This window comes from Dethiosulfatarculus sandiegensis (assembly GCF_000931935.2).
In the GTDB taxonomy this organism is placed as follows: Bacteria; Desulfobacterota; Desulfarculia; order Desulfarculales; family Desulfarculaceae; genus Dethiosulfatarculus; species Dethiosulfatarculus sandiegensis.
The window spans coordinates 13,470-32,493 of sequence record NZ_AZAC01000023.1; the positions used below are offsets into that span (position 1 = coordinate 13,470).

At 52.5% G+C, this 19,024-nt stretch carries 14 protein-coding genes; 8 read left to right on the forward strand and 6 right to left on the reverse strand.

Annotation, left to right across the window (positions count from 1 at the left end):
* Nucleotides 1-338: 338 nt before the first annotated feature.
* The 8 genes from X474_RS15225 (at nucleotide 339) to glyA (ending at nucleotide 8,877) form a co-directional block, all read left to right on the forward strand.
* Complete coding sequence (locus X474_RS15225) at nucleotides 339-1,082, forward strand: GntR family transcriptional regulator (protein ID WP_044350111.1); 744 nt, start codon at nucleotides 339-341, stop codon at nucleotides 1,080-1,082.
* Nucleotides 1,079-2,581 (forward strand): xylulokinase, encoded by a 1,503-nt coding sequence (locus tag X474_RS15230; RefSeq protein ID WP_044350113.1) that lies wholly within the window; start codon nucleotides 1,079-1,081, stop codon nucleotides 2,579-2,581. The genes X474_RS15225 and X474_RS15230 overlap by 4 nt, the downstream gene beginning before the upstream one ends.
* Before the next feature lie 27 nt (nucleotides 2,582-2,608).
* Nucleotides 2,609-3,421: a BtpA/SgcQ family protein gene (locus tag X474_RS15235; protein ID WP_044350114.1), complete on the forward strand. Its 813-nt coding sequence runs from the start codon at nucleotides 2,609-2,611 to the stop codon at nucleotides 3,419-3,421.
* A gap of 168 nt (nucleotides 3,422-3,589) precedes the next feature.
* Nucleotides 3,590-4,543, forward strand: coding sequence for an ABC transporter permease (locus tag X474_RS15240; RefSeq protein WP_044350116.1), 954 nt, complete (start codon nucleotides 3,590-3,592; stop codon nucleotides 4,541-4,543).
* A gap of 33 nt (nucleotides 4,544-4,576) precedes the next feature.
* Nucleotides 4,577-5,545, forward strand: a complete 969-nt coding sequence (locus X474_RS15245; protein ID WP_044350118.1) for a sugar ABC transporter substrate-binding protein — start codon at nucleotides 4,577-4,579, stop codon at nucleotides 5,543-5,545.
* 104 nt (nucleotides 5,546-5,649) lie between these two features.
* The gene (locus tag X474_RS15250; RefSeq protein WP_044350121.1) at nucleotides 5,650-6,417 is read left to right on the forward strand and encodes an ATP-binding cassette domain-containing protein; all 768 of its coding nucleotides are present in this window, start codon (nucleotides 5,650-5,652) and stop codon (nucleotides 6,415-6,417) included.
* Between the two features lie 316 nt (nucleotides 6,418-6,733).
* Nucleotides 6,734-7,513 (forward strand): FadR/GntR family transcriptional regulator, encoded by a 780-nt coding sequence (locus X474_RS15255; protein WP_044350122.1) that lies wholly within the window; start codon nucleotides 6,734-6,736, stop codon nucleotides 7,511-7,513.
* A 122-nt stretch (nucleotides 7,514-7,635) separates the two neighbouring features.
* Entirely contained in the window at nucleotides 7,636-8,877 is a 1,242-nt protein-coding gene (gene glyA, locus X474_RS15260; protein WP_044350195.1) for a serine hydroxymethyltransferase, read from the forward strand.
* Nucleotides 8,878-8,949: 72 nt separating this feature from the next.
* On the opposite strand, the gene X474_RS15265 is transcribed toward glyA, so the two are convergent.
* The 6 genes from X474_RS15265 to X474_RS15290 form a co-directional block, all read right to left on the reverse strand.
* Nucleotides 8,950-9,198, reverse strand: coding sequence for an LDCC motif putative metal-binding protein (locus tag X474_RS15265; protein ID WP_156360789.1), 249 nt, complete (start codon nucleotides 9,196-9,198; stop codon nucleotides 8,950-8,952).
* 77 nt (nucleotides 9,199-9,275) lie between these two features.
* On the reverse strand, nucleotides 9,276-9,584 hold the full coding sequence (locus tag X474_RS15270; RefSeq protein ID WP_044350125.1) for a hypothetical protein: 309 nt from the start codon (nucleotides 9,582-9,584) through the stop codon (nucleotides 9,276-9,278).
* Nucleotides 9,585-10,053: 469 nt separating this feature from the next.
* On the reverse strand, nucleotides 10,054-11,046 hold the full coding sequence (locus X474_RS15275; RefSeq protein ID WP_044350127.1) for a DUF3089 domain-containing protein: 993 nt from the start codon (nucleotides 11,044-11,046) through the stop codon (nucleotides 10,054-10,056).
* A gap of 487 nt (nucleotides 11,047-11,533) precedes the next feature.
* Entirely contained in the window at nucleotides 11,534-12,934 is a 1,401-nt protein-coding gene (locus X474_RS15280) for a sigma-54-dependent transcriptional regulator (protein WP_044350128.1), read from the reverse strand.
* Between the two features lie 136 nt (nucleotides 12,935-13,070).
* Entirely contained in the window at nucleotides 13,071-14,108 is a 1,038-nt protein-coding gene (locus tag X474_RS15285; protein WP_044350129.1) for an HD domain-containing phosphohydrolase, read from the reverse strand.
* Between the two features lie 238 nt (nucleotides 14,109-14,346).
* Nucleotides 14,347-18,948 (reverse strand): PAS domain-containing hybrid sensor histidine kinase/response regulator, encoded by a 4,602-nt coding sequence (locus X474_RS15290; RefSeq protein ID WP_197282137.1) that lies wholly within the window; start codon nucleotides 18,946-18,948, stop codon nucleotides 14,347-14,349.
* Between the last annotated feature and the right edge of the window lie 76 nt (nucleotides 18,949-19,024).

The following is a 19,024-nucleotide window of genomic DNA, read 5'->3' on the forward strand; positions in this document are numbered from 1 at the left end:
GGGCGGATCGGCTTTTTCCTTTTTTAACCTGGTTCGCTCCTTTCCCCGGTCCCTTTTCGCCTAAATAGTCTCGCAAAGCCAGGTAAAAACCCCTATTTTTTTCCGGAACAAAAATCAATACTTGACTTGTATCAAAGTTGTATGCCCTATAATATAAGGCTAAGCCAAGACAATATTCCGATCAATCACCTTATGGGCCGGCTTTGTGCCAAGCCCTATTCATGCCGGCGCCTTATGTGGAAACCAATTTTTCACGGCGTTCTCACCAAACCGGTGGCAGGCATGAAGCCATTTTCGGCACTTTTGAAAAGCGAGGTATTTGATTGGCGACTTTTGACATGAATGAAAATAAAAGCCGCCCCAGGCCCATGTATAGGTTCATAGCCAGGGAGCTGAAGGCGGATATTATCTCAGGTGTATATGCGGACGGTGCTTCCTTTCCCTCAGAGGCGGATCTGCAGAACGCCTATGGCGTCAGCAGAGTGACGGTGCGTTCCGCCCTGAAAATCCTGGAGCAGGAAGGCCTGATCAAACGGCGGCAGGGCAGCGGCACTGTAGTCTCGGGCAGGGCCATTCACAAATCCCTTAATACGCTTTTGGACTTTCACCGCGAGGCAACGCTTCACTTAAGAAATCCAAGAAGCCAGGTATTGAGCCTGGCTGAACGCCCCAGCCGGGCCAGGGAAAGGCTGATTCTGGGGCTGGAAGGCGCAGAAAACTTAGTTGAATTAAAAAGGCTGCGTTTTTTGGACGAAGACCCGGTGGTTTTACAGACAACCTGCCTGCCCCTGGACCTGATGCAGGGCGTAAGCTCCGCGGAATTAAAAAACCGCTCTTTATACGACTTCCTGCAAAAAGAAAGAAATATCCAGCTATCCTATGCCGATTCTGTTTTGGAGCCCTATTCCATTGACAAAAGGGACGCCGCCTGGCTCAAACTGGCCCCGGGAGCAGCCGTGATGCGGGCCCACCGCACGGCGGTCGATAAAACAGGGCGCACCGTGGAATACAGCATCAACCTGATCAGGGGCGATTACTTTAAATATTCCTACAGGCTCATGGCCGATGAGATGGAACCATGAATCCGGTTTTGGCTTTTGATCTCGGCGGCACCTCTTTCAAAGCGGGCCTGCTTAAGGAAACCGGGGAATTTCTGGCTCAGGAGTCTCTTAAATCAGAGATCAGAGTTGATGACAACGGATTTTCGGAAATTGATCCGGAAATCTGGTGGCGGGGATTGATCAGCCTTACCGGCCGGATAATGAAAAATCCAAAAGCGCAAGGGGTCAAACCAGTTGCCATTGTCATAACAGGCCTCACCAGGACCCAGGTGTTTCTGGACAAGGACGGACGTTCAATCAGGCCCGCCATAACCTGGGCCGACGGACGGGCCCTGAAACAGGCCCGGCCCCTTTCCGAGGCGGTTGATTCCCTTTCTTCTACGGAAAAGCCCTATGGGCCGGTGAACGCCTACCACAATCTGGCCCGTCTTTTGTGGCTTAAGGAAAATGACCCACACACCTTGGAAAGCGCCCGCCATATTCTGGAACCCAAGGATTTTTTAAACTTCAGGCTCACAGGCGTTTATGCCTCGGACTTTATTTCAAGCTCCCGTCTCCTGGCCGGTCCTGAGCTTCGCCCCACTCACCGTCTTTTCGAACTACTGGGACTGGAAAAAGACCTCTGCCCAACCTGCAGATGGCCCTGGGAAGAAGTCGGCAAGGTGCAAAAGGGCCTGCCCGGGGTTTTCTCGGATCTGGTCGGCACGCCGGTATTCTCCTGTTCCATGGACGCTTGGTGCGGGGCATTGGGCATGGGCGCGGTAAAGCCTCATGCAGCCTATAACGTAAGCGGCACTTCAGAGGTCTTTGGCATTTGCGGCTTTGTAAATGCAGTCCAAAAAGGCCTGGTCACCATGCCCTGGGGAAAAGGCCTTTATCAGATCGGCGGCCCCAGCCAGGTGGGGGCCGACAGCCTCTCCTGGTTTGGCGAAGCCTTTTTATACCAAAACCAGACGCCTGATCCCCAAGAAGTCTTAAACCTCCTTAAAACCCACAAACGCCACAGTTCGCCCCTTTTATTTCTTCCCTATCTGAGGGGGGAAAGAACCCCCTTGTGGGACCCTGAAGCCAAGGGGGTGTTTTTGGGCGTTTTACGAGACCACAAGGCGGTTGATTTTGCCTGGGCCGTGCTGGAGGGTGTGGCCTTTGCCAACCGCCAGGTATTTGAGCTGGCCACCGGCGGCCAGACCGAACCCTTTGCCGAAGTCCGCATCAGCGGAGGAGCGGCCAATTCAGATGAATGGTGCCAGGTGAAAGCGGACATCCTGGCCAAGCCGGTAATCCGCACCGCTCACAAACAGACCGGGCTTTTGGGGGGCCTGATCTGCGCCTTGACCGGCCTGGGCAGATATTCCACCCTGGAAGCGGCTCAAGATCGCCTGGTCTTGGCGGACCGCACATTCCACCCACAAGAAAACAAAACCCGAGCCTATGACCAACTATATGGCAACTGGCTTGATTTGCAGAAAAAGACTCTTCCCATTTCCCATGCCCTGTCCCATATGACCGGCTGGCAATAAACGGGGAAGCCAAAGAAAGGCAACACAATGAAAAACCTGTTTGAAAAAGATCACGGCCACAAAAATTTCATGATCGGCATGGTGCATACCCTGGCCTTGCCCGGCGCGCCCAAGTATGACAAGGCCGGGGGTATGAAAAAGGTGATCAACCAGGCCCGCGAAGAAGCCAAGTACCTGGAAGACGCCGGTTTCCACGGGCTCTTGTATTGCAATGAATCGGATATGCCCTACCAGACCCGGATGCAGCCCGAAACCGTGGCCGCCATGACGGAAGTGGTGAGCGAAGTTCAGGCCCAAAGCAATCTGCCCCACGGCATAAACATGCTCTTGGACCCCATAGCCTCGCTGGCGATCGCCCATGCCACAGGCGGCAGTTTCGTGCGCGCCTTTTTAACTGGCACTTATGTGGGCGACCTGGGTTTTTACACACCGGACGGAGCAGCCATCCTGCGCATGCGTGAAAATATCGGCGCAACCGATATCCGCATTATCTGTAATGTCACCGCCGGTTTTTCCATTGACCTTGACAACCGCAGCGTGGAGCAGAAGGCAAAAGGCGCGGTCTTTATCGGCCTGGCCGACGCCGTCTGCGTAAGCGGCCCTGCCGCCGGGATGGAAGCGGATTTCAATCTGATCAAAAAAGTCGCCCAAAACGTACCGGAAACACCTATAGTGGTGGGCACAGGGGTCAGCGCGGACAATATCGAAACCCTTTGCCGGGACGCCCAGGCCTTTATAGTCGGCACCTCGCTTAAGGTGGATGGCAAGACCCTGAATCCGGTGGACCCCCAAAAGGCCAAGGAATTCATGGCCCGCGCCAATGCGGTGAAAAAAAACTAGTCCAAAGGGTGTCAAACAGCCCGGTTGGGTGTGACGGTGGGGCCGGGCCTTTAGCCCGGCGCTCAACTCATCCGGGCCACGGTAGGTTAATATACGCTCTGGCGAGGCAATATCATCAGTGAATAAAAAAGCCCGCTTAAGGGCCAGCGATGGGATTATTTTTTCGGCATGAACAAAAAGACCAAAACCTTTCTCGGCAAATACGGCACCGCGTTGGGCGGATTGGGGGTTTTTCTTTTCTTTGCTATTTTTGCGGAGAACTTCCTGAGCACCATAAACCTGCTGAACGTGCTTAAACAGATCAGTTTTTTGACTATCCTGTCCATGGGATTCAGCTTTGCCCTGACAACCTCTGAATTGGACCTTTCCTTTGCCAATGTGTGCAGCCTGGCCACAGTGGTGACAGGAGGTTTGATTCATTTTGATTATCCCGTTTCCCTGGCCATATTCATGGGGCTCATGACCGGCCTGGGAGCCGGCCTTTTAAACGGCCTCATCGTAACCGGACTCAAGGTGCCTTCCCTGATCGCCACCTTGGCGGTTTCTTCCGTGGCCAACGGCCTGGCCTTTTGGATCACCGAAGGTGTGGCCTTTGTGGGGCGCTGGCCCGAGGCCTTTGTCTATTTAGGCAGGGGCAAGATCCTGGGCATACCGGTCCTGGCCATCTGGATGATCATAATAGCCCTGGTGTCGCTTTTCATAATGAAGCAGACCAGGCTTGGCATTCATATGGTCTTTACCGGCGAAGCCGATGAAGCGGCCCGCTTAGGCGGCATCCAAGTCAAACGCATGAAGATACTGGGGCTTGCCCTTTCAGGCCTTTTGGCCGGTGTCACGGCTGTACTTTTGGCGGCCAGCCTTTCCAGCGCGGCCCCGACCTCGGCCGGTGATTTCATGCTCACATCCATGGCAGCCGTGCTTTTGGGCATGACCATGGTGGAGCCGGGCAGGCCCAATGTCCTGGGATCATTCATCGGGGCGCTCACCATAGGCATCCTGAGCAACGGACTGGTGCTCATGGGAGCCCCCTATTATGTGCAGGACATTCTTTTGGGAATTATTATCGTGGCTTCGGTGAGCATCTCCGCCAGCACCATCACCAAAGCCGCCTTTAATGTTTAGTTGACTTTCAACAGCACCAAGGAGGAGGTTCCCATGTCATTTCCCCGTATTGCGGCCATTTGCTGCCTTTTGGCCGCGGCCCTTTTTCTGGCCGCGCCGGCAAGCTACGCGGCTGACAAAACCAAGATAGGCGTGATCGCTTTTCAGATGTCTTCGGAAACCCACGCCCGCACAGCCAAGGCCGCTGAAAAGGCCGCAAAGGCCCTGGGTTGGGACGTCACCCTGCTCAACTCCAGGGGCTCTCTCACAGAACACGCCGCCCAGCTGGAAAACCTGATCCAGGCCAAGGTCAACGGAATTGTGGTCTGCATGGGTAAACCGGTTCAGTTCGACGGCCAGTTCGAGGCCGCCAAAAAGGCGGGCATCCCGGTCATAACTGTGATGAGCGGCACCAGCCCGCACACCCTGTTTGAAATCACGGTCAACGAGTACCAGGTCGGGGCCCAGGCCGCCCTTTATCTGCTTGGCTGCCTCAACTACCAGGGCAACATCATGGCCCAGCGTTTTGAAAGCCACGTGGGCTGCCGCATCAGGGGCAAACTCCTGGATGTGGTTTTAAGCGAAAACAAGGCGGTCAAGGTGATCGGCAATCACACCATGGCCCGCACCAAATCCTGGCGCGAAGACGTCAAAAACGGCATGGAAGCCCTGATCCTGAAAAACCAGGGCAAATTCCAGGGCATCTGGGCCTCTTTTGATGCCCAGGCATTTATTATCGACGATATCCTGAGCCAGCAGGGCATTAAAAAAGGCGATATCGCCCTGGTCAGCATTGACGGCGGCCAGGAAGTCTTCCGCCGCATCAGGGACCCCAAAAGCCTGATGACGGCCACTGTGGCGATTCCCTTTGAGATCATGGGTGAAAAGGCTGTGGAATCCATGGATCAAATCCTGAACCACGGTAAGACGAAAGAAGACCTGGTCCAGGGCCCCTACATGCTGCTCGACGCAGTGCTGGTGGACAAAAACAACGTCCCCGAAGAAGGTAAATGGCCCTTCTGATCTGAAAACGCCCCCTGCCGCCCCGGTCTTCAACCGGGCGGCAGGTTGACAAAACAATTCAAACAGACTTTAAAATCACTGATTGAGTTTTTTAAGGAGAACAAGTGGACGCCCTGCTGGAAGTTAAGGGAATTCGCAAATATTACGGGGCGGTGAAGGCCCTCATAGGTGTGGATCTAAAAGTGCGCCCGGGCGAGGTGCTCGCCATCTGCGGCGACAACGGGGCAGGTAAGTCCACCTTGATCCGTATTGTTTCCGGTGCTGAGACCCAGACCCAAGGCTCCCTTTTTCTGCGGGGTGAAAAAGTGGAATTCCAAAGCCCTGCAGATGCCTTGCGCAAGGGAGTGGCCACCATATACCAGGATCTGGCCCTTGCCCCCAGGCTCACCATTTATCAGAACGTATATATGGGCGCAGAACTTTTAAAGAATACCTTCCTGCCCATGGTCAAGGTTTTGGACAAACCCCAGATGAAAAAGCTGGCCGCCGGGTATCTCTCCAGGCTGAACGTAACGATCCAGGACCTCGAGGCCCCGGTGAACACCCTTTCCGGAGGCCAGCGCCAGGCGGTGGCCATCAGCCGGGCGCTTCGCTGGAACGCGGAACTCGTGATCATGGACGAGCCCACAGCCGCCCTGGGGGTCAAGGAGACCGCCCAGGTGCTGGAGCTGATCCGGCAGCTGAATAAACAAGGCGTCACGGTAATCCTGATCAGCCACAATATGAAAGACGTTGTCTCTGTGGCCACCAGGGTGGCCATCATCAAGGGGGGACTCAAGGTGGGGGAATGCACAACCGAAGACCTCACCCCGGAGGAACTCTCCAATATGGTCATGACCGGTAATCTGGGAGACAAAAACCTGCTTAACTGACCCAAGCCCCCCAAAAAAAGCGTTAAAGACACCGGGCCGTCATTGGAACACCCAAATTTTCAAAAATCAGGGGTGCATCCTTGGCCCGGTTTTTTTATCAATTTCCATGTCTGTTATTGGTACGACCGATAACCCCAATCGCTACAAAGCCCATCTGGCAAACAAAACCTCAAAAAAACACCTCTTTTTTTACGTAAAACAGAATTAGACTCTAAAATTATATTACAAAATGGATAGTTATCTAAAAAGTTCCAAGTTTGAGGCCATGTCATTTCTTGCTTGACTAGGGATTAAACTTCACCATAATAACGTGATTATGGTAGGACCAAACAAATATACCGCTCCCCAAAGCAAACCGGAGACAGTCTTCCACCCGGCCAATCCTGGCAGTGTGTATGCGGATATACTGGCCCAGGTGGAAGAAGCCATTGTAACCGGCACTTTTAAACCGGGAGACAAACTCCCTCCGGAAAGGGAGATGCAGCAGGTCTTCGACTGTAGCCGGGGACCGGTGCGCGAGGCTCTGAAGACCCTGGAGCAAAAAGGTCTTTTAACCATAAAAAACGGCCCCAGGGGAGGGGCGGTGGTCAGGTCTTTGGGCACCAGGCAGTTGCGGGACAGTCTGGGACTTTTGATACGCAATAAAAAAGTGCCGCCCTCCAGGCTGGCCGAGTTCAGGGAGGCGGTGGAAGGTGCGGCCGGCGGCCTGGCCGCTCAGCGCATTTCCCAAACCGAACAAAAAAAATTAAAAGATATGTTTCGGGAAATGGCTCTCCTGGCCAAGGGGGGCGATGCCCCGGACTTCTGGGCCATGGAAAGAAAGATGCATTGCGAGCTGGCCAAGGCCTCGGGCAACCTGATGTTTGAATGGGTTCTCACCTCCATACACCAGGAGCTGCCTTCATACGGAGACCTTTATCCCAGCGCTCAAAAGGGAATCGCCGAATCCCTGGACCATTGGAAAAACCTCTTGAAGGCCATTGACCAGGGAGACATCATGCTGGCGGCTTCACTCTCCAGGCTGCATGTCAGGCTTTCCCATATGCAACATCATCTTACAAAGGACGATTCCCGAGAAGGGCTGAAAAATTCTTGAAAAACCGGTCGCCAAAAAACAGGCGGCCAGTAAATATATGACACATCAGGCCAAGGGCCTGTTGCAAGAAGAACCCAGTTCAAAGGAAACCTGAAATGTCCAAATCAGCAGTTAACCAAAGCATGCTTGCCCCGATCGCCCAAGTTGATCCTGAGATCGCAGAGTTGATCGTAAAAGAAGACCAAAGACAGGATCAAGGCATAGAGCTTATTGCCTCTGAAAACATCACCTCCCTGGCAGTGCGCCAGGCCCAGGGCTCCGGCCTTACCAACAAATACGCCGAGGGCTATCCCCACAGGCGCTATTACGGCGGCTGCGAAGTAGTGGATGAGGTGGAAGACCTGGCCCGGGATCGGGTCAAGGACCTGTTCGGCGCTGAATATGCCAACGTGCAGCCCCATTCCGGCAGCCAGGCCAACATGAGCGTGTATTTCAGTTATTGCCAGCCCGGAGACACCATCCTGGCCATGGATCTGGCCCACGGCGGGCACCTGACCCATGGGGCCAAGGTTTCTTTTTCCGGCCGGATCTATAATTTCGTGCATTACGGCCTGAACCCGGAGACCGAGGCCCTGGATTACGACCAGATCAGGGCCATGGCCAAGAAACACCAGCCCAAGTTGATCGTCACCGGCGCCAGCGCCTACTCCCGCATTATCGACTTTGCCGAGTTCCGCAAAATCGCGGACGAAGTCGGCGCGGCCCTGATGGTGGACATGGCCCACATCAGCGGCCTGGTGGCCACGGGACATCATCCCTCGCCTGTACCGCATGCGGATTTTGTGACCTCCACAACCCACAAAACCCTGCGCGGCCCCAGGGGCGGTTTTGTACTGGCCAAGGCCGAGTACGGCAAAAAAATCAACAGCCAGGTCTTCCCGGGCATCCAGGGCGGACCTTTGATGCATGTAATCGCGGCCAAGGCAGTGGCCTTTAAACTGGCTGCCGAGCCTGAATTCAAGGATTACATGGAGCAGGTGGTCAAAAATGCGGCGGCCATGGCCAATGAACTGGCTGCCAAGGGCCTGCGCCTGGTCAGCGGCGGCACAGACAACCACATGGTCCTGGTTGATGTCACTCCCCTTGGCTTGAACGGCAAGGAAGCGGAGGATCTTTTGGGCTCAGTGGGCATCACGGTGAACAAAAACGCCATTCCCTTTGACCAGAAGCCCCCCAGCCTGGCCTCCGGCCTGCGCCTGGGCTCTCCGGCCGCAACCACCAGGGGCTTTAAAGAGGCTGAGATGGTCACCACCTCCCGCCTTATAGCAGAGGCCTTGGGCAATCCTGAATCAGCCGGGATCAAGGAAAAAGTCCACGCGGAAGTCTTGGAACTTTGCAAAAAGTTCCCCTTGTCCGACGACTGACAGCCGACTCATAAAAGAGCGGGAAGCGTCTTTAAGGCGCTTCCCGCTCTTTGACATTCGATTTTCGACAGCCTAGTGACAGCACGGTCCCTTTTTGCCAAATTGCTTTTCATTGGAGCGGGCCACTCTGTCCAGCCATCTTCCCCACCTGCCCTTTTCCGGCTGACAGGAACATCTACTTTGCAGGAACTTGTCACGGCAGGATTCAGAGCAGAAATACTTCTCCTTGCCTTCCCAACGCAGAGTACGCGGTCTGGATTGCGGGTCAACCTGCATCATGCAGATGGGGCAAGTTACCTTGGACCGGTTTTTAATTCTCATAACATCCTCCAAGCCCCGCCTCTTTAACGAAGTTTATCTCTCTGGATGCACCTTCTGACGCCTGTTAACCCTAACCTTCAGGATTCTTCTGTCTGGCCGGGGTTTTCATCCCCCTGCCATCCGGGTCGGCGCGATTCGGGCCGGGTCCTATATTCCTGTCTCTGATCATATCCCGGTGCGTAATAACGCCCATAGTGGTGATCTTGCGGGTTTTCGTTGCGCCAATATCCCATCTGCTCACCCGGTCTGTGATAGCCGTATCCTCCAGGGCCTCCACAATAGCCGCCTCCCCTGAGGCCGTAGCCATCGGCCCAGGCGCCGTTGCTTATTAACAGAGCCGCCGCAGCCAATACCAAACTCCCTGTAATTGCAAATATTCTTTTCATGGTCACCTCCTTGATCGTTTTGTAGTCATTATCAGAGCAATAACCATGCCTTTTTTCCCGGAAAACGGCCCCCTGCTTATTTCCTAGTTTAATAATAGGGCTTAAACGCCTTTCATTCCACCTTCCCGCTCTTTTTTTATTTCAAATGCCTGTAAATAAATTTCGCAGTTACGAAAACTTCGGGTAACTATTTCTCAAACCGGCATTCGACTACTCAAACCAGGATGCGAAAAGCTCCCCGGTTGTTATTGAGAAAATGCCGTGACAGGAGCAAGACGGAAAGAGATTCGGCCTGAACCAGGGGCTTTCCATGGTCCAGGCCGTTTTTGCATACACAGAATTAACTTTTAACCTGCCTTGGCCGGTTGCTTTATATCAGATCAAGAAGCCGCGGAGGCCGCTCATATGTTCCTGATCTTAAGAATTTTTTACCCGTCAGGCTTAAATTGGCGACCTGCCGGAGGTCTCATTACCTGAAATAGGCGTCTATGCGGTCTTTGACGTTCTTTTGCAGGTTGCGATACCAAAACGCGAAATCAAACTTGTGCAGCACGCCCTGGGGGAAATGCCCTATTTCCAGTTTTTCCGGCGGGGTGGTGACCAGGACCCCATTCTTCCGATCTATCTGCGCACCGGTATAGTGAGGCACTTCGCGCAGCACCTTGCCCCTGAAGTCATCGAAAAACACGGCCCCCATATTTTGATCCTTGTCCGCCGGAGTCTCGTCGGTTCTCCAGTTGAGGGGATTGATGCAGATAGCACCGGGACGCAACACCGGCGAGCCCGTTGCTCCGGGAGCCTGGGTGTTCCAGGAGATGATCACGCCTGTGTCGTCCGCCTTTTGCGCAGGCTTGAGCCAGGGGTATTGTTGCAAGTCCTTGCCTGTCACGGAGTAGCCTATCACGTAAGCCGCCACGAGCTGCTTTTGCAGTTTCGGATCCTTGAACCGGCTGCGTAGAAGATCCAGCATCACCACGGATCCCTGGCTATGGGATGCGAGGATAAACGGCCGCCCCTGGTTCAGAAAATTCAAATAGTAGTCAAAAGCCCGGTGTATGTCGTCCGCCCCTATGCGGAAATAGGAATTCAGCATAGTGTCCTCGGTGGGGTCCAGACATGTGAAGGAAACCTGACGGTAATAGGGTGCAAACAAGTTGGCGGAGTTGGAAAAGACTCCGGCCTGGGCCTTGAGCAGACCCTGCACATCCGCGCGCAGCTCCTGGTTGAAAACGTCCATGTTTTTGGGATAGGCATCGGGATAAATGGTGGGGTACACATAAAACACGTCCACTTTCTTATCCGGGTGCGCGGGTCTGGATGCCCAGCTTATCTCCTTGCTGTAATCCGGACAGGCCGGGACACAATCCGCATTTTTAGCCGTTTTGTCTTGTGCGGCATAGGCTGCACCACACAGGCAAAGGCAAAACAGAGAAATAAAAATTCCTGTCCAGATACTTCGCATACTTTTTTCTCCTTATTGATTATCAAGCCTGACCATACAAACAAAAGGCGGCATAAGGGACAATTCAACCGGGATTACGCGGCAACGGCAGCTTTGGGCGGTTTGGATGGCCCCTAGACAAAACGAGCAACCACTACCACGCATCCTCCTTTTGCTCCAAGGTTGCAAATTAAATATATACATCTAATATGACTTTTAAATCGGATAGATATATTGCCCACAGCATTACCAAACAATAGTAAAACACTACACCGCTCACCGTCAATCATCACCGTGGTTCCAGTTCAATACGTGACCGGCATTGCCTCAAATTGGCGTGACAAAGAAAAACAAAGACACCGGCCCCATCACCCTCTGGCAGACGAGCATTACCTTGTGATGTTTTTTAACCTGCCTTGTTTGTCAGGAAAGTTGCCGTCTGCCGGACAGGGCTTGAAACTGTCGAACCAGATGCCAACGGAGTTCTTTGGAGCCCAAAAGCAGGCCTTTACTTGCGCAGGCGGGGGGCTCCGTGTTTATTCAAAAGGGCATGCATACGGGATTCAGACAACCCCGCTATCTTGGCCGCTTCCTTTACCTTGCCATTGGTGTGGACCATCAAATTGCGCAGGTAGGTGGCATCCATCTCCGCCCGGTAATCTCTTATGCTTGGTATTTTTCCTTGTGAAAAGGCGGGCTGAGGTATTGAAGCACATTCCTGTGATGAGGTCTTTTCAGACTGGGGCAAACCGCTCAGACGAAGGTGGGCAGGCAGATGAAGGGGATAGAGGGTCGGCGAATCCAGAGCCTGGGCCAAGGCGGTCTCCAAGGTGTTTTTCAATTCCCTTACATTACCCGGCCAATCGTATTGCTCCAGGCAATCCAGAAACTCGGGGGAAAACCCCTTTATCGGTTTGTTCTGTTCTTTACAGTTTCGGGCAATATAGTGCAGGGTCAGCTCATAGATATCCTGACGGCGATGACTTAAATCCGGGACATTAATGCGCATGGCCCCCAAACGGTACAAAAGGTCGGAGCGAAAACCACCCAGAGCGGCCAATTCACCCAGATCCCGGTTGGTGGCGGCCAGCAGGCGGAAATCGCTTTTTCTCTCCTTTTTACTTCCCACCGGACGGTAACAATGTTCCTGCAAAACCCGTAAAAAGGCCTTTTGCATGGCAAGAGGCAGCTCCCCCACCTCATCCAAAAATAAAACACCCTGATGGGCATGACCGACCAGTCCGCCAGCGTCATGATCAGCGCCGGTGAAAGATCCCTTTACATGACCGAACAAAAGGCTCTCCACCAGAGTCTCGGGCAGGGCCGCACAATCCACCACCACAAACTCGTTCTGCGCGCGGGAGCTGTTTTCATGAATAACCCTGGCCATGAGCTCCTTGCCCACCCCGGTGGAGCCGGTCAGCAAAACTCCGGCCTCGCTGGCCGCGGCCTGGACCACCTGGTTAAGGCATTGCTTAATGGCCGGGGAACTGCCTATGACCTTGTCGGACTTCAAAAGAAACTTTCGCTGGTTTGCCTTTTTTTCCTCTCGGTATTGCAACACCCTGGTCAGGGACAAGGCGAGACCTGCCATGCTCAAGGGCTTTTGCACAAAATCCCAGGCCCCGTATTTAAAAGCTTTTTCCGCACCGTCCGGGTCACCCGCTCCGGTTATGATCACGACTTCCGGGCGCCCCGGCATCTCCCGTAATTTGGGCAACACATTGAGGCCATGACCATCAGGCAGGTTAAGGTCCAAAAAAACCACATCAAACCGGCCCTTGCGGGCAAGTTCCAGCCCCTCGCTCAAACACCCCCCTGTTGTGGTTTCATGTCCCAGACGGGTCATTTTGGCGGCTACAAGTTCGCAGATGGAATTATCGTCATCAATAATCAGAACTTTAGCCATCAGGCACACCTGTTTTGGAAATAAGATAAGGAAACTTACGACCGGAACACGCCAGTAGGAACCAGGCTCTTGTTTAACTGTAAGCAGAAAAAATGTGAGATCAAAACCAGTCAATCCAACTGGGCATTTCCCGCCCTTACTGGTTCTCTTTGAGAATCTCCATAACGTCCGGCAAGAATTCAATAAAAACATCAAACACATCAGGATCGAAATGCGAAGCCCGCCCCTCGTGCATGATCTCCATCACCTTATCGTGGGGCATGGCTTTTCTATAGACCCGGTCATTACTCAAGGCGTCAAAAACATCAGCCACCGCTGTAATACGAGCCTCCATGGGGATTTCCTCCCCGGCCAGGCCATGGGGATAGCCTTTGCCATCCCAGCGCTCATGGTGGCTCAAGGCTATTCTTTCGGCCATCTGAATAACCGAATAATGCGAGCCATGCAGAATAGAGGCTCCAATGGTGGTGTGGGTCTTCATAACCGCAAACTCATCGTCCGTGAGCTTGCCGGGCTTCAGCAAAATAGTATCCGAGATGCCGACTTTGCCCACGTCGTGCAGAGGAGCCGCGCCCCTTATCTCATCGGCCTGGGCGCGGGACCAACCCAGTTCCTGGGCAAAAAGTGCGGAAAAGAGGCCAATACGCCTTACGTGATCCCCGGTCTCCTCGTCCCTTGACTCCAAGGCGCTGAACAGACGGCTTATCATCTCGCCCTGGGTCTCTCTGATCTCCTCTGTCTGCTGGCTGACGATCTTCTCCAGGTTTTCTGAATAGCGGCGCAATTGGCGCTCGGCCTTGATCAGCCGCATGCCCACCTTGATGCGGACATCCAATTCGGCCGGGTCAAAAGGTTTGACAATATAATCATCCACACCGCCTTCCTTAAAGCCCCGGATCAGGTCCTTGGCCCCTCCCCTGCCGGTAAGGAAAATAATGTAGATATATTGAGACTCATCGCTCATGCTGCGAACCCGCCTGGCCAGCTCCAGGCCGTCCATCCCAGGCATCATCCAATCCGTAACCAGTACATCCACCAAGCCGGCCTGTTCACTGATCATTTCCAGAGCCTCAAGCCCATCCGAGGCCTCTTGCACCTCATGGCCCCAGGTCTCCAGAAAACGCCGAAGAATAGTTCGGGGAATAGTTTCGTCTTCAGCAATCAGGATTCGCATGCATTCGCTCCCTGCCCGGAATTTGTAAAGCTTGCAATCATTAACTGACTATTTAAAATAGTGTTCTTTATTATAAGCCAAAACAATCGACCACCGGAAAGCCGGCCCAAACCAAGACCGGAAGTGCCGCCTTAATTGGTATTCTATCAGTATGAGGTATACATCTGAACCGCCTTTTAACAGAAAAACCAATTATGGCTTTCGCACAGGTCCATGGAAGGTGCACTATCAATCAGGTTCAATCCTCAAACATGCCACGCAACGCTTTATTTAAAGTTTTGATCCAGCTCTTTAAAATCTCAAAGTCCTGTAGAGAATGGGACATATCACCGTCTTTGGCGGACTGCACCAGGGAAATGGCCGCATCAAAAACACTTCCCTTGTCAAAATAACCAATGGTGCCTTTAAGGGCGTGGGACAGTTTGTAGACCTTTTCCAGATCTTTTTCATTCAAGCCTGTTTTTATCTCTTCTATTTTCTGATCCGCACCCTGAAAAAACAACGAAATATTTTCCTTTAAAAAATCACGGTCACCAGAGAAAGTGACCATAAGCTGATCCATATCCAAGGTATATTCACCCGGATCAGGAAAATTTTGCGCGGCACTTAGGTCAGGCTTGGCGATCCCCGAATCTCCTCCGAGCACGGCCTGCTTATTTGCGCCAAATCTCTCAATGACTTCAAACAGCTCTGCCGGATCAAAGGGCTTTGAGACATAACCATCCATCCCGGCCTCAAGGCAACGCTCTTTGTCCCCTTTCATGGCATGGGCGGTCATGGCAATTATCGGGATATGTCCCCCATCTTGCCCGGCCTCGCTTTGCCGGATCATCCTGGTGGCTTCCAGACCGTCCATTAACGGCATCTGCACATCCATCAATATCAGGTCAAAGGTTTGTTCTTCTAGAATATTAAGGGCATCCAGACCGTTTTGGGCAACCTTCGGACTGTGCCCGAAACCCTCAAGCATGCGGCAGGCCACCTTTTGATTCACCGGCATATCTTCCACCAGCAAAATTTTGAGGCTGCGGCCGGTCTTCATTTTTTTAAGGGCTTCGGCCATGGGCCGATCTTGTTTCACCGGCCTGCCGGCCTTCCAGGTCTGCGCAATCGTGTTCATCAATTCCTCGGGGTTCACAGGCTTTATCAGGCTCGCAAAAAGTGCGGGCACGTCTTTAACGGCCGTGGTCTCCCTATCGTCCACACTGGTCAGCACAATGATCGGAATCCGGGCCCCGTGCTCCGATTCCTGCATTGCCCTGATAAGGGCTCCGCCATCCATGTAAGGCATATGCCAATCGGCAAGAACAAGCTCAAAATCCTGTTTACCCTGGTGAGCATTATCGATCATGGCAAGGGCGGATGAGACGCTTTGAGCTTCATGGGCCTCAATCTCCCACATGAAAAGGGTCTCCATAAGTATGCGCCGGTTGGTCTGGTTATCATCGACCACCAGCACTTTTTTACCTTTGAAAAGGCTTTTATCCGACATGACGCTCACAGGGGAAGGCCCGGGGGCCAGCCTGAAATCAAGTTCAAAGGCAAAGGAGCTGCCTTTGCCTTCCTGGCTGGAAAAATCCAATTTTCCGCCCATGAGTTCAACCAACTGATGGGTAATGGCCAATCCCAATCCAGTGCCGCCATATCTTCTGGTAATTGATCCGTCTGCCTGTACAAAAGGCTGAAAAATATAACCTTTTTTTTCTTCGGGTATTCCTATGCCGGTATCTGAAACCCTGAAACCGATCCGGGCTTGATATTCATCCGCATCAATGGGAGCGACCTCTAGCAAAACCTCGCCCCGGGAGGTGAACTTAAGCGCATTGTTAACCAAATTAAGAATTATCTGCCGTAATCTGGCCGAATCCCCCACCACATGATCCGGTGTATCGGTAGAAACATGTATTATCATCTCAAGCCCCTTGGCATGTGCTTTAGGGGCCAGGGGCCTTAAGGTGTCATACAGCACTTCCCGCAAGCCGAAATTAATGTACTCGAGGGTTAGTTTGCCCGCCTCTATCTTGGAAAAATCCAAAATGTCGTTAATAACCGTGAGCAGGGCGCCGGAAGACGATTTTATGGCATCCACATACTCTGCCTGATCATTATTGAGCATGGTGCCCGTCAAAAGGTCCGCCATGCCCATAACCCCGTTTAAGGGGGTCCTGATTTCGTGGCTCATATTAGCCAGAAAAATGCTCTTGGCCCGGTTGGCCGCTTCGGCCGCTTCCTTGGCCTCGGCCAGCTCAGAGTTGGTCAGGGTCAGTTCGCTGGTGCGCGCACTTACCCTTGCTTCCAACTCCTGATTGATCTTTTGCACCTCAAATTCGGCGTTTTTACGTTTGGTAATATCCTGACTGATTATCTGAACCTCGCGCAGGCGGCCCTTTTCATCACTTACAGGCTGAAAATTACATAAAAGCCACATTTTACCGGTGGGGAAATGAACAAGATTCTCAAAACGGCTGGATTCTCCGGTCTCCAACACAAAGGCCAGGCTGGCCGCCAGTCCGTCTCTGTCTTGGGGGAAAAGATCATAGATTGCCCTGCCGATAAAATCCCTCGGCTCTCCGCCCAAGGCCCGGGCAAAATACCTGTTCATCATGATAAAACGGCCGTCAAGATCGCAGACCGATGCATAAACGTCTGCCTGCTCAAACAAAAGCCGGTATTTTTCCTCGCTTTGCCTTAATTTCTCCTCAGTTTGAAGCCTTTTGCTTATATCCTTTGCAAAAACACAATCATATTCATCTCCTTCGAATTCGAAAAAGGTACAGGTCGACTCCACCGGGTAGGTTTTCCCATCCTTTGCCTGATGACTGGTACGCCAATTTATAGTTCCGTTCCGCTTGAGTTTTTGCCAAAAATCCACCCGGGTTTCCTTGGACATTTCAGGGTTGATATCCAGGCTGCTCATCTTAAGCAGTTCATCTTTGAAATACCCCAACTTTCGGGATGCGATCTGATTGGCATAGGCAATGGACCCGTCCGGGTGCACTATATAGGCCTCGTCAATGGAATGATCCACCGCAAAACGGATCAGCCGCAGTTCGTCCTCGGCATTTTTACGGGCGCTTACGTCCTCATGAGTCAAAACCACCTGCCTGATCTTGCCGTTGGTGTCTTTGACCGGGTAGAAATAGCTGGTCACCCAAAGAGGCCTGAAGCCCGCAACTCCACCGGGGAGATCGCTCAACACTTGAGCCTCGTATTCAATCAAAGGCACATGAACCGAGACTCCGGAAAAGGCCTTTCGCACATATTCCAGGACCCCCTTTTCGGCAAGTTCATTATCCTCAAAAATATTGTAATTTTCCTTTAAGTACTTCAGCTGGTCATCGTCTAAGCCCCAAATATCCTTAAAGGCCTGATTAAAGCTGACCATGCTTCCGTCGACGTTCAGAATCAGCATGCTAAGGGGAGATTGCTCCACCAGGGTGCGAAATCTGTTCTCAGACTCCAGAAGCTCCCTCTGCGCCTTTTTACGTTCTGTTATATCTAAAAAACTGATCAGATAATGATCCTCGCCACCCCATTCCATAACAGCCAGACTGGCAAGTACTGGTATTTCCCTGTTACAGGCGCTTAAAAGAATCCATTCCTCCTGCCGCATGGCCCGGCCTTTTTCAGCGATCCGCTCAGATATTTCCAGGTCTCCCTCAAAAAAGGACCGCCAATCTCTGCCAAGCACTGTTTCCCTGGTAAGGCCGGTCATCTTAAGGGCCAGCCAATTGGCCTCCTTGATAAGGCCGCTTTGCGCTTCAGCCATCATGATGCCCACATCCAGGAAGGCCAGGATCTTGTCTATGCGTTCTTCCCTTTCCCTCAGGGCCTCGTTGGCCTGCCTTAAATCAGCGGTTCTGGCTTTCACCCTTTGTTCCAAGGCCTCGCGCTTGGCCAAAACCTGATCAGCCATCAGGCGCATTCCGGTAAACAGAAAATCTATTTCCCGGATAAGGGGCCGTTTGGCCGGAGGTTCCGGTTTCTTTTCTTGCCCCACTTCCTTAACCTGGGCTTCAAGCAGGCTGAGAGGCCGGACCAAAAGCCTTTTTCCCACCCAAAAAGCCGCCAAGCCTCCGAAAGCGGCCAATAAGGTCAGCACCAAAACGACCCGGGACACCAATCTGTTTCTGGCTTGCAGAATATCTGCCGTGTTAGCGGTATAGACCAACTTTATCTTGAGATCACCCATTTCATGGGTTACAGTGCTGCCGTTTAACTTATCGCCAATCAAGGCCAATCTCTTGTCACCATGAAATAGAGTCAAACGGCCATTATGGATTTTCTGGCGCAGCCTTAAATCACCCATCACATGTGAAAATGGAATCATCGCCAAAAGAGCGCCTATGACCTTGCCCTGCCGCCTTACCGGTACTGCCAAGCCCAAAAAACACGGGTAGCTCCCAACTTCCAATACAGACCAGCCTTGGGCGGTATTCTCCTTCAGCACAGGCTTGAGCAGGGCAAAATCAGGTTTGGTCCAATAAGGCGCGGTATCATGAAGCACACCGCCATCGGCATTAATGAAAATCAGCCTGTACTTTCTTCCCAAAATGGTAATTGCATCTAGATATTCGGACAGTTGACGCATATTGCCATCAGGCTTGCCAAACGTATCTTTCAGTAACGGCAAGCCGACAAAATCACGCAAAAGAAGGGTGCGGTTTTGAGCATACAGGCGAATGGAATCAACGATGTCTTCCAGGCGGGAGGCGGCAGCGTGTTGAATATATTCTTCATAGGTTCGACTGAACCCCAAAATAGTGATCACAGACCCGACAAAACAAAAAGCCACCAGCCAGGCCACCAGAATCATGCCCATGATTTTAGATATCGGCATTGGGTTCATGGAGTCTTATTACCGCTGTTTATATCTTATCTGCCTTATTACTTAATAATCGGATCTTCACCTGGCA

What these genes read in the sequence shown, in the direction of transcription:
- X474_RS15235 (WP_044350114.1), top strand. Translation starts at nt 2,609, where the DNA reads ATGAAAAACCTGTTTGAAAAAGATCACGGCCACAAAAATTTCATGATC.
- X474_RS15285 (WP_044350129.1), bottom strand. Translation starts at nt 14,108, where the DNA reads ATGCGAATCCTGATTGCTGAAGACGAAACTATTCCCCGAACTATTCTT.
- X474_RS15265 (WP_156360789.1), bottom strand. Translation starts at nt 9,198, where the DNA reads ATGAGAATTAAAAACCGGTCCAAGGTAACTTGCCCCATCTGCATGATG.
- X474_RS15240 (WP_044350116.1), top strand. Translation starts at nt 3,590, where the DNA reads ATGAACAAAAAGACCAAAACCTTTCTCGGCAAATACGGCACCGCGTTG.
- X474_RS15255 (WP_044350122.1), top strand. Translation starts at nt 6,734, where the DNA reads ATGGTAGGACCAAACAAATATACCGCTCCCCAAAGCAAACCGGAGACA.
- X474_RS15270 (WP_044350125.1), bottom strand. Translation starts at nt 9,584, where the DNA reads ATGAAAAGAATATTTGCAATTACAGGGAGTTTGGTATTGGCTGCGGCG.
- glyA (WP_044350195.1), top strand. Translation starts at nt 7,636, where the DNA reads ATGCTTGCCCCGATCGCCCAAGTTGATCCTGAGATCGCAGAGTTGATC.
- X474_RS15230 (WP_044350113.1), top strand. Translation starts at nt 1,079, where the DNA reads ATGAATCCGGTTTTGGCTTTTGATCTCGGCGGCACCTCTTTCAAAGCG.
- X474_RS15290 (WP_197282137.1), bottom strand. Translation starts at nt 18,948, where the DNA reads ATGCCGATATCTAAAATCATGGGCATGATTCTGGTGGCCTGGCTGGTG.
- X474_RS15245 (WP_044350118.1), top strand. Translation starts at nt 4,577, where the DNA reads ATGTCATTTCCCCGTATTGCGGCCATTTGCTGCCTTTTGGCCGCGGCC.
- X474_RS15275 (WP_044350127.1), bottom strand. Translation starts at nt 11,046, where the DNA reads ATGCGAAGTATCTGGACAGGAATTTTTATTTCTCTGTTTTGCCTTTGC.
- X474_RS15280 (WP_044350128.1), bottom strand. Translation starts at nt 12,934, where the DNA reads ATGGCTAAAGTTCTGATTATTGATGACGATAATTCCATCTGCGAACTT.
- X474_RS15225 (WP_044350111.1), top strand. Translation starts at nt 339, where the DNA reads ATGAATGAAAATAAAAGCCGCCCCAGGCCCATGTATAGGTTCATAGCC.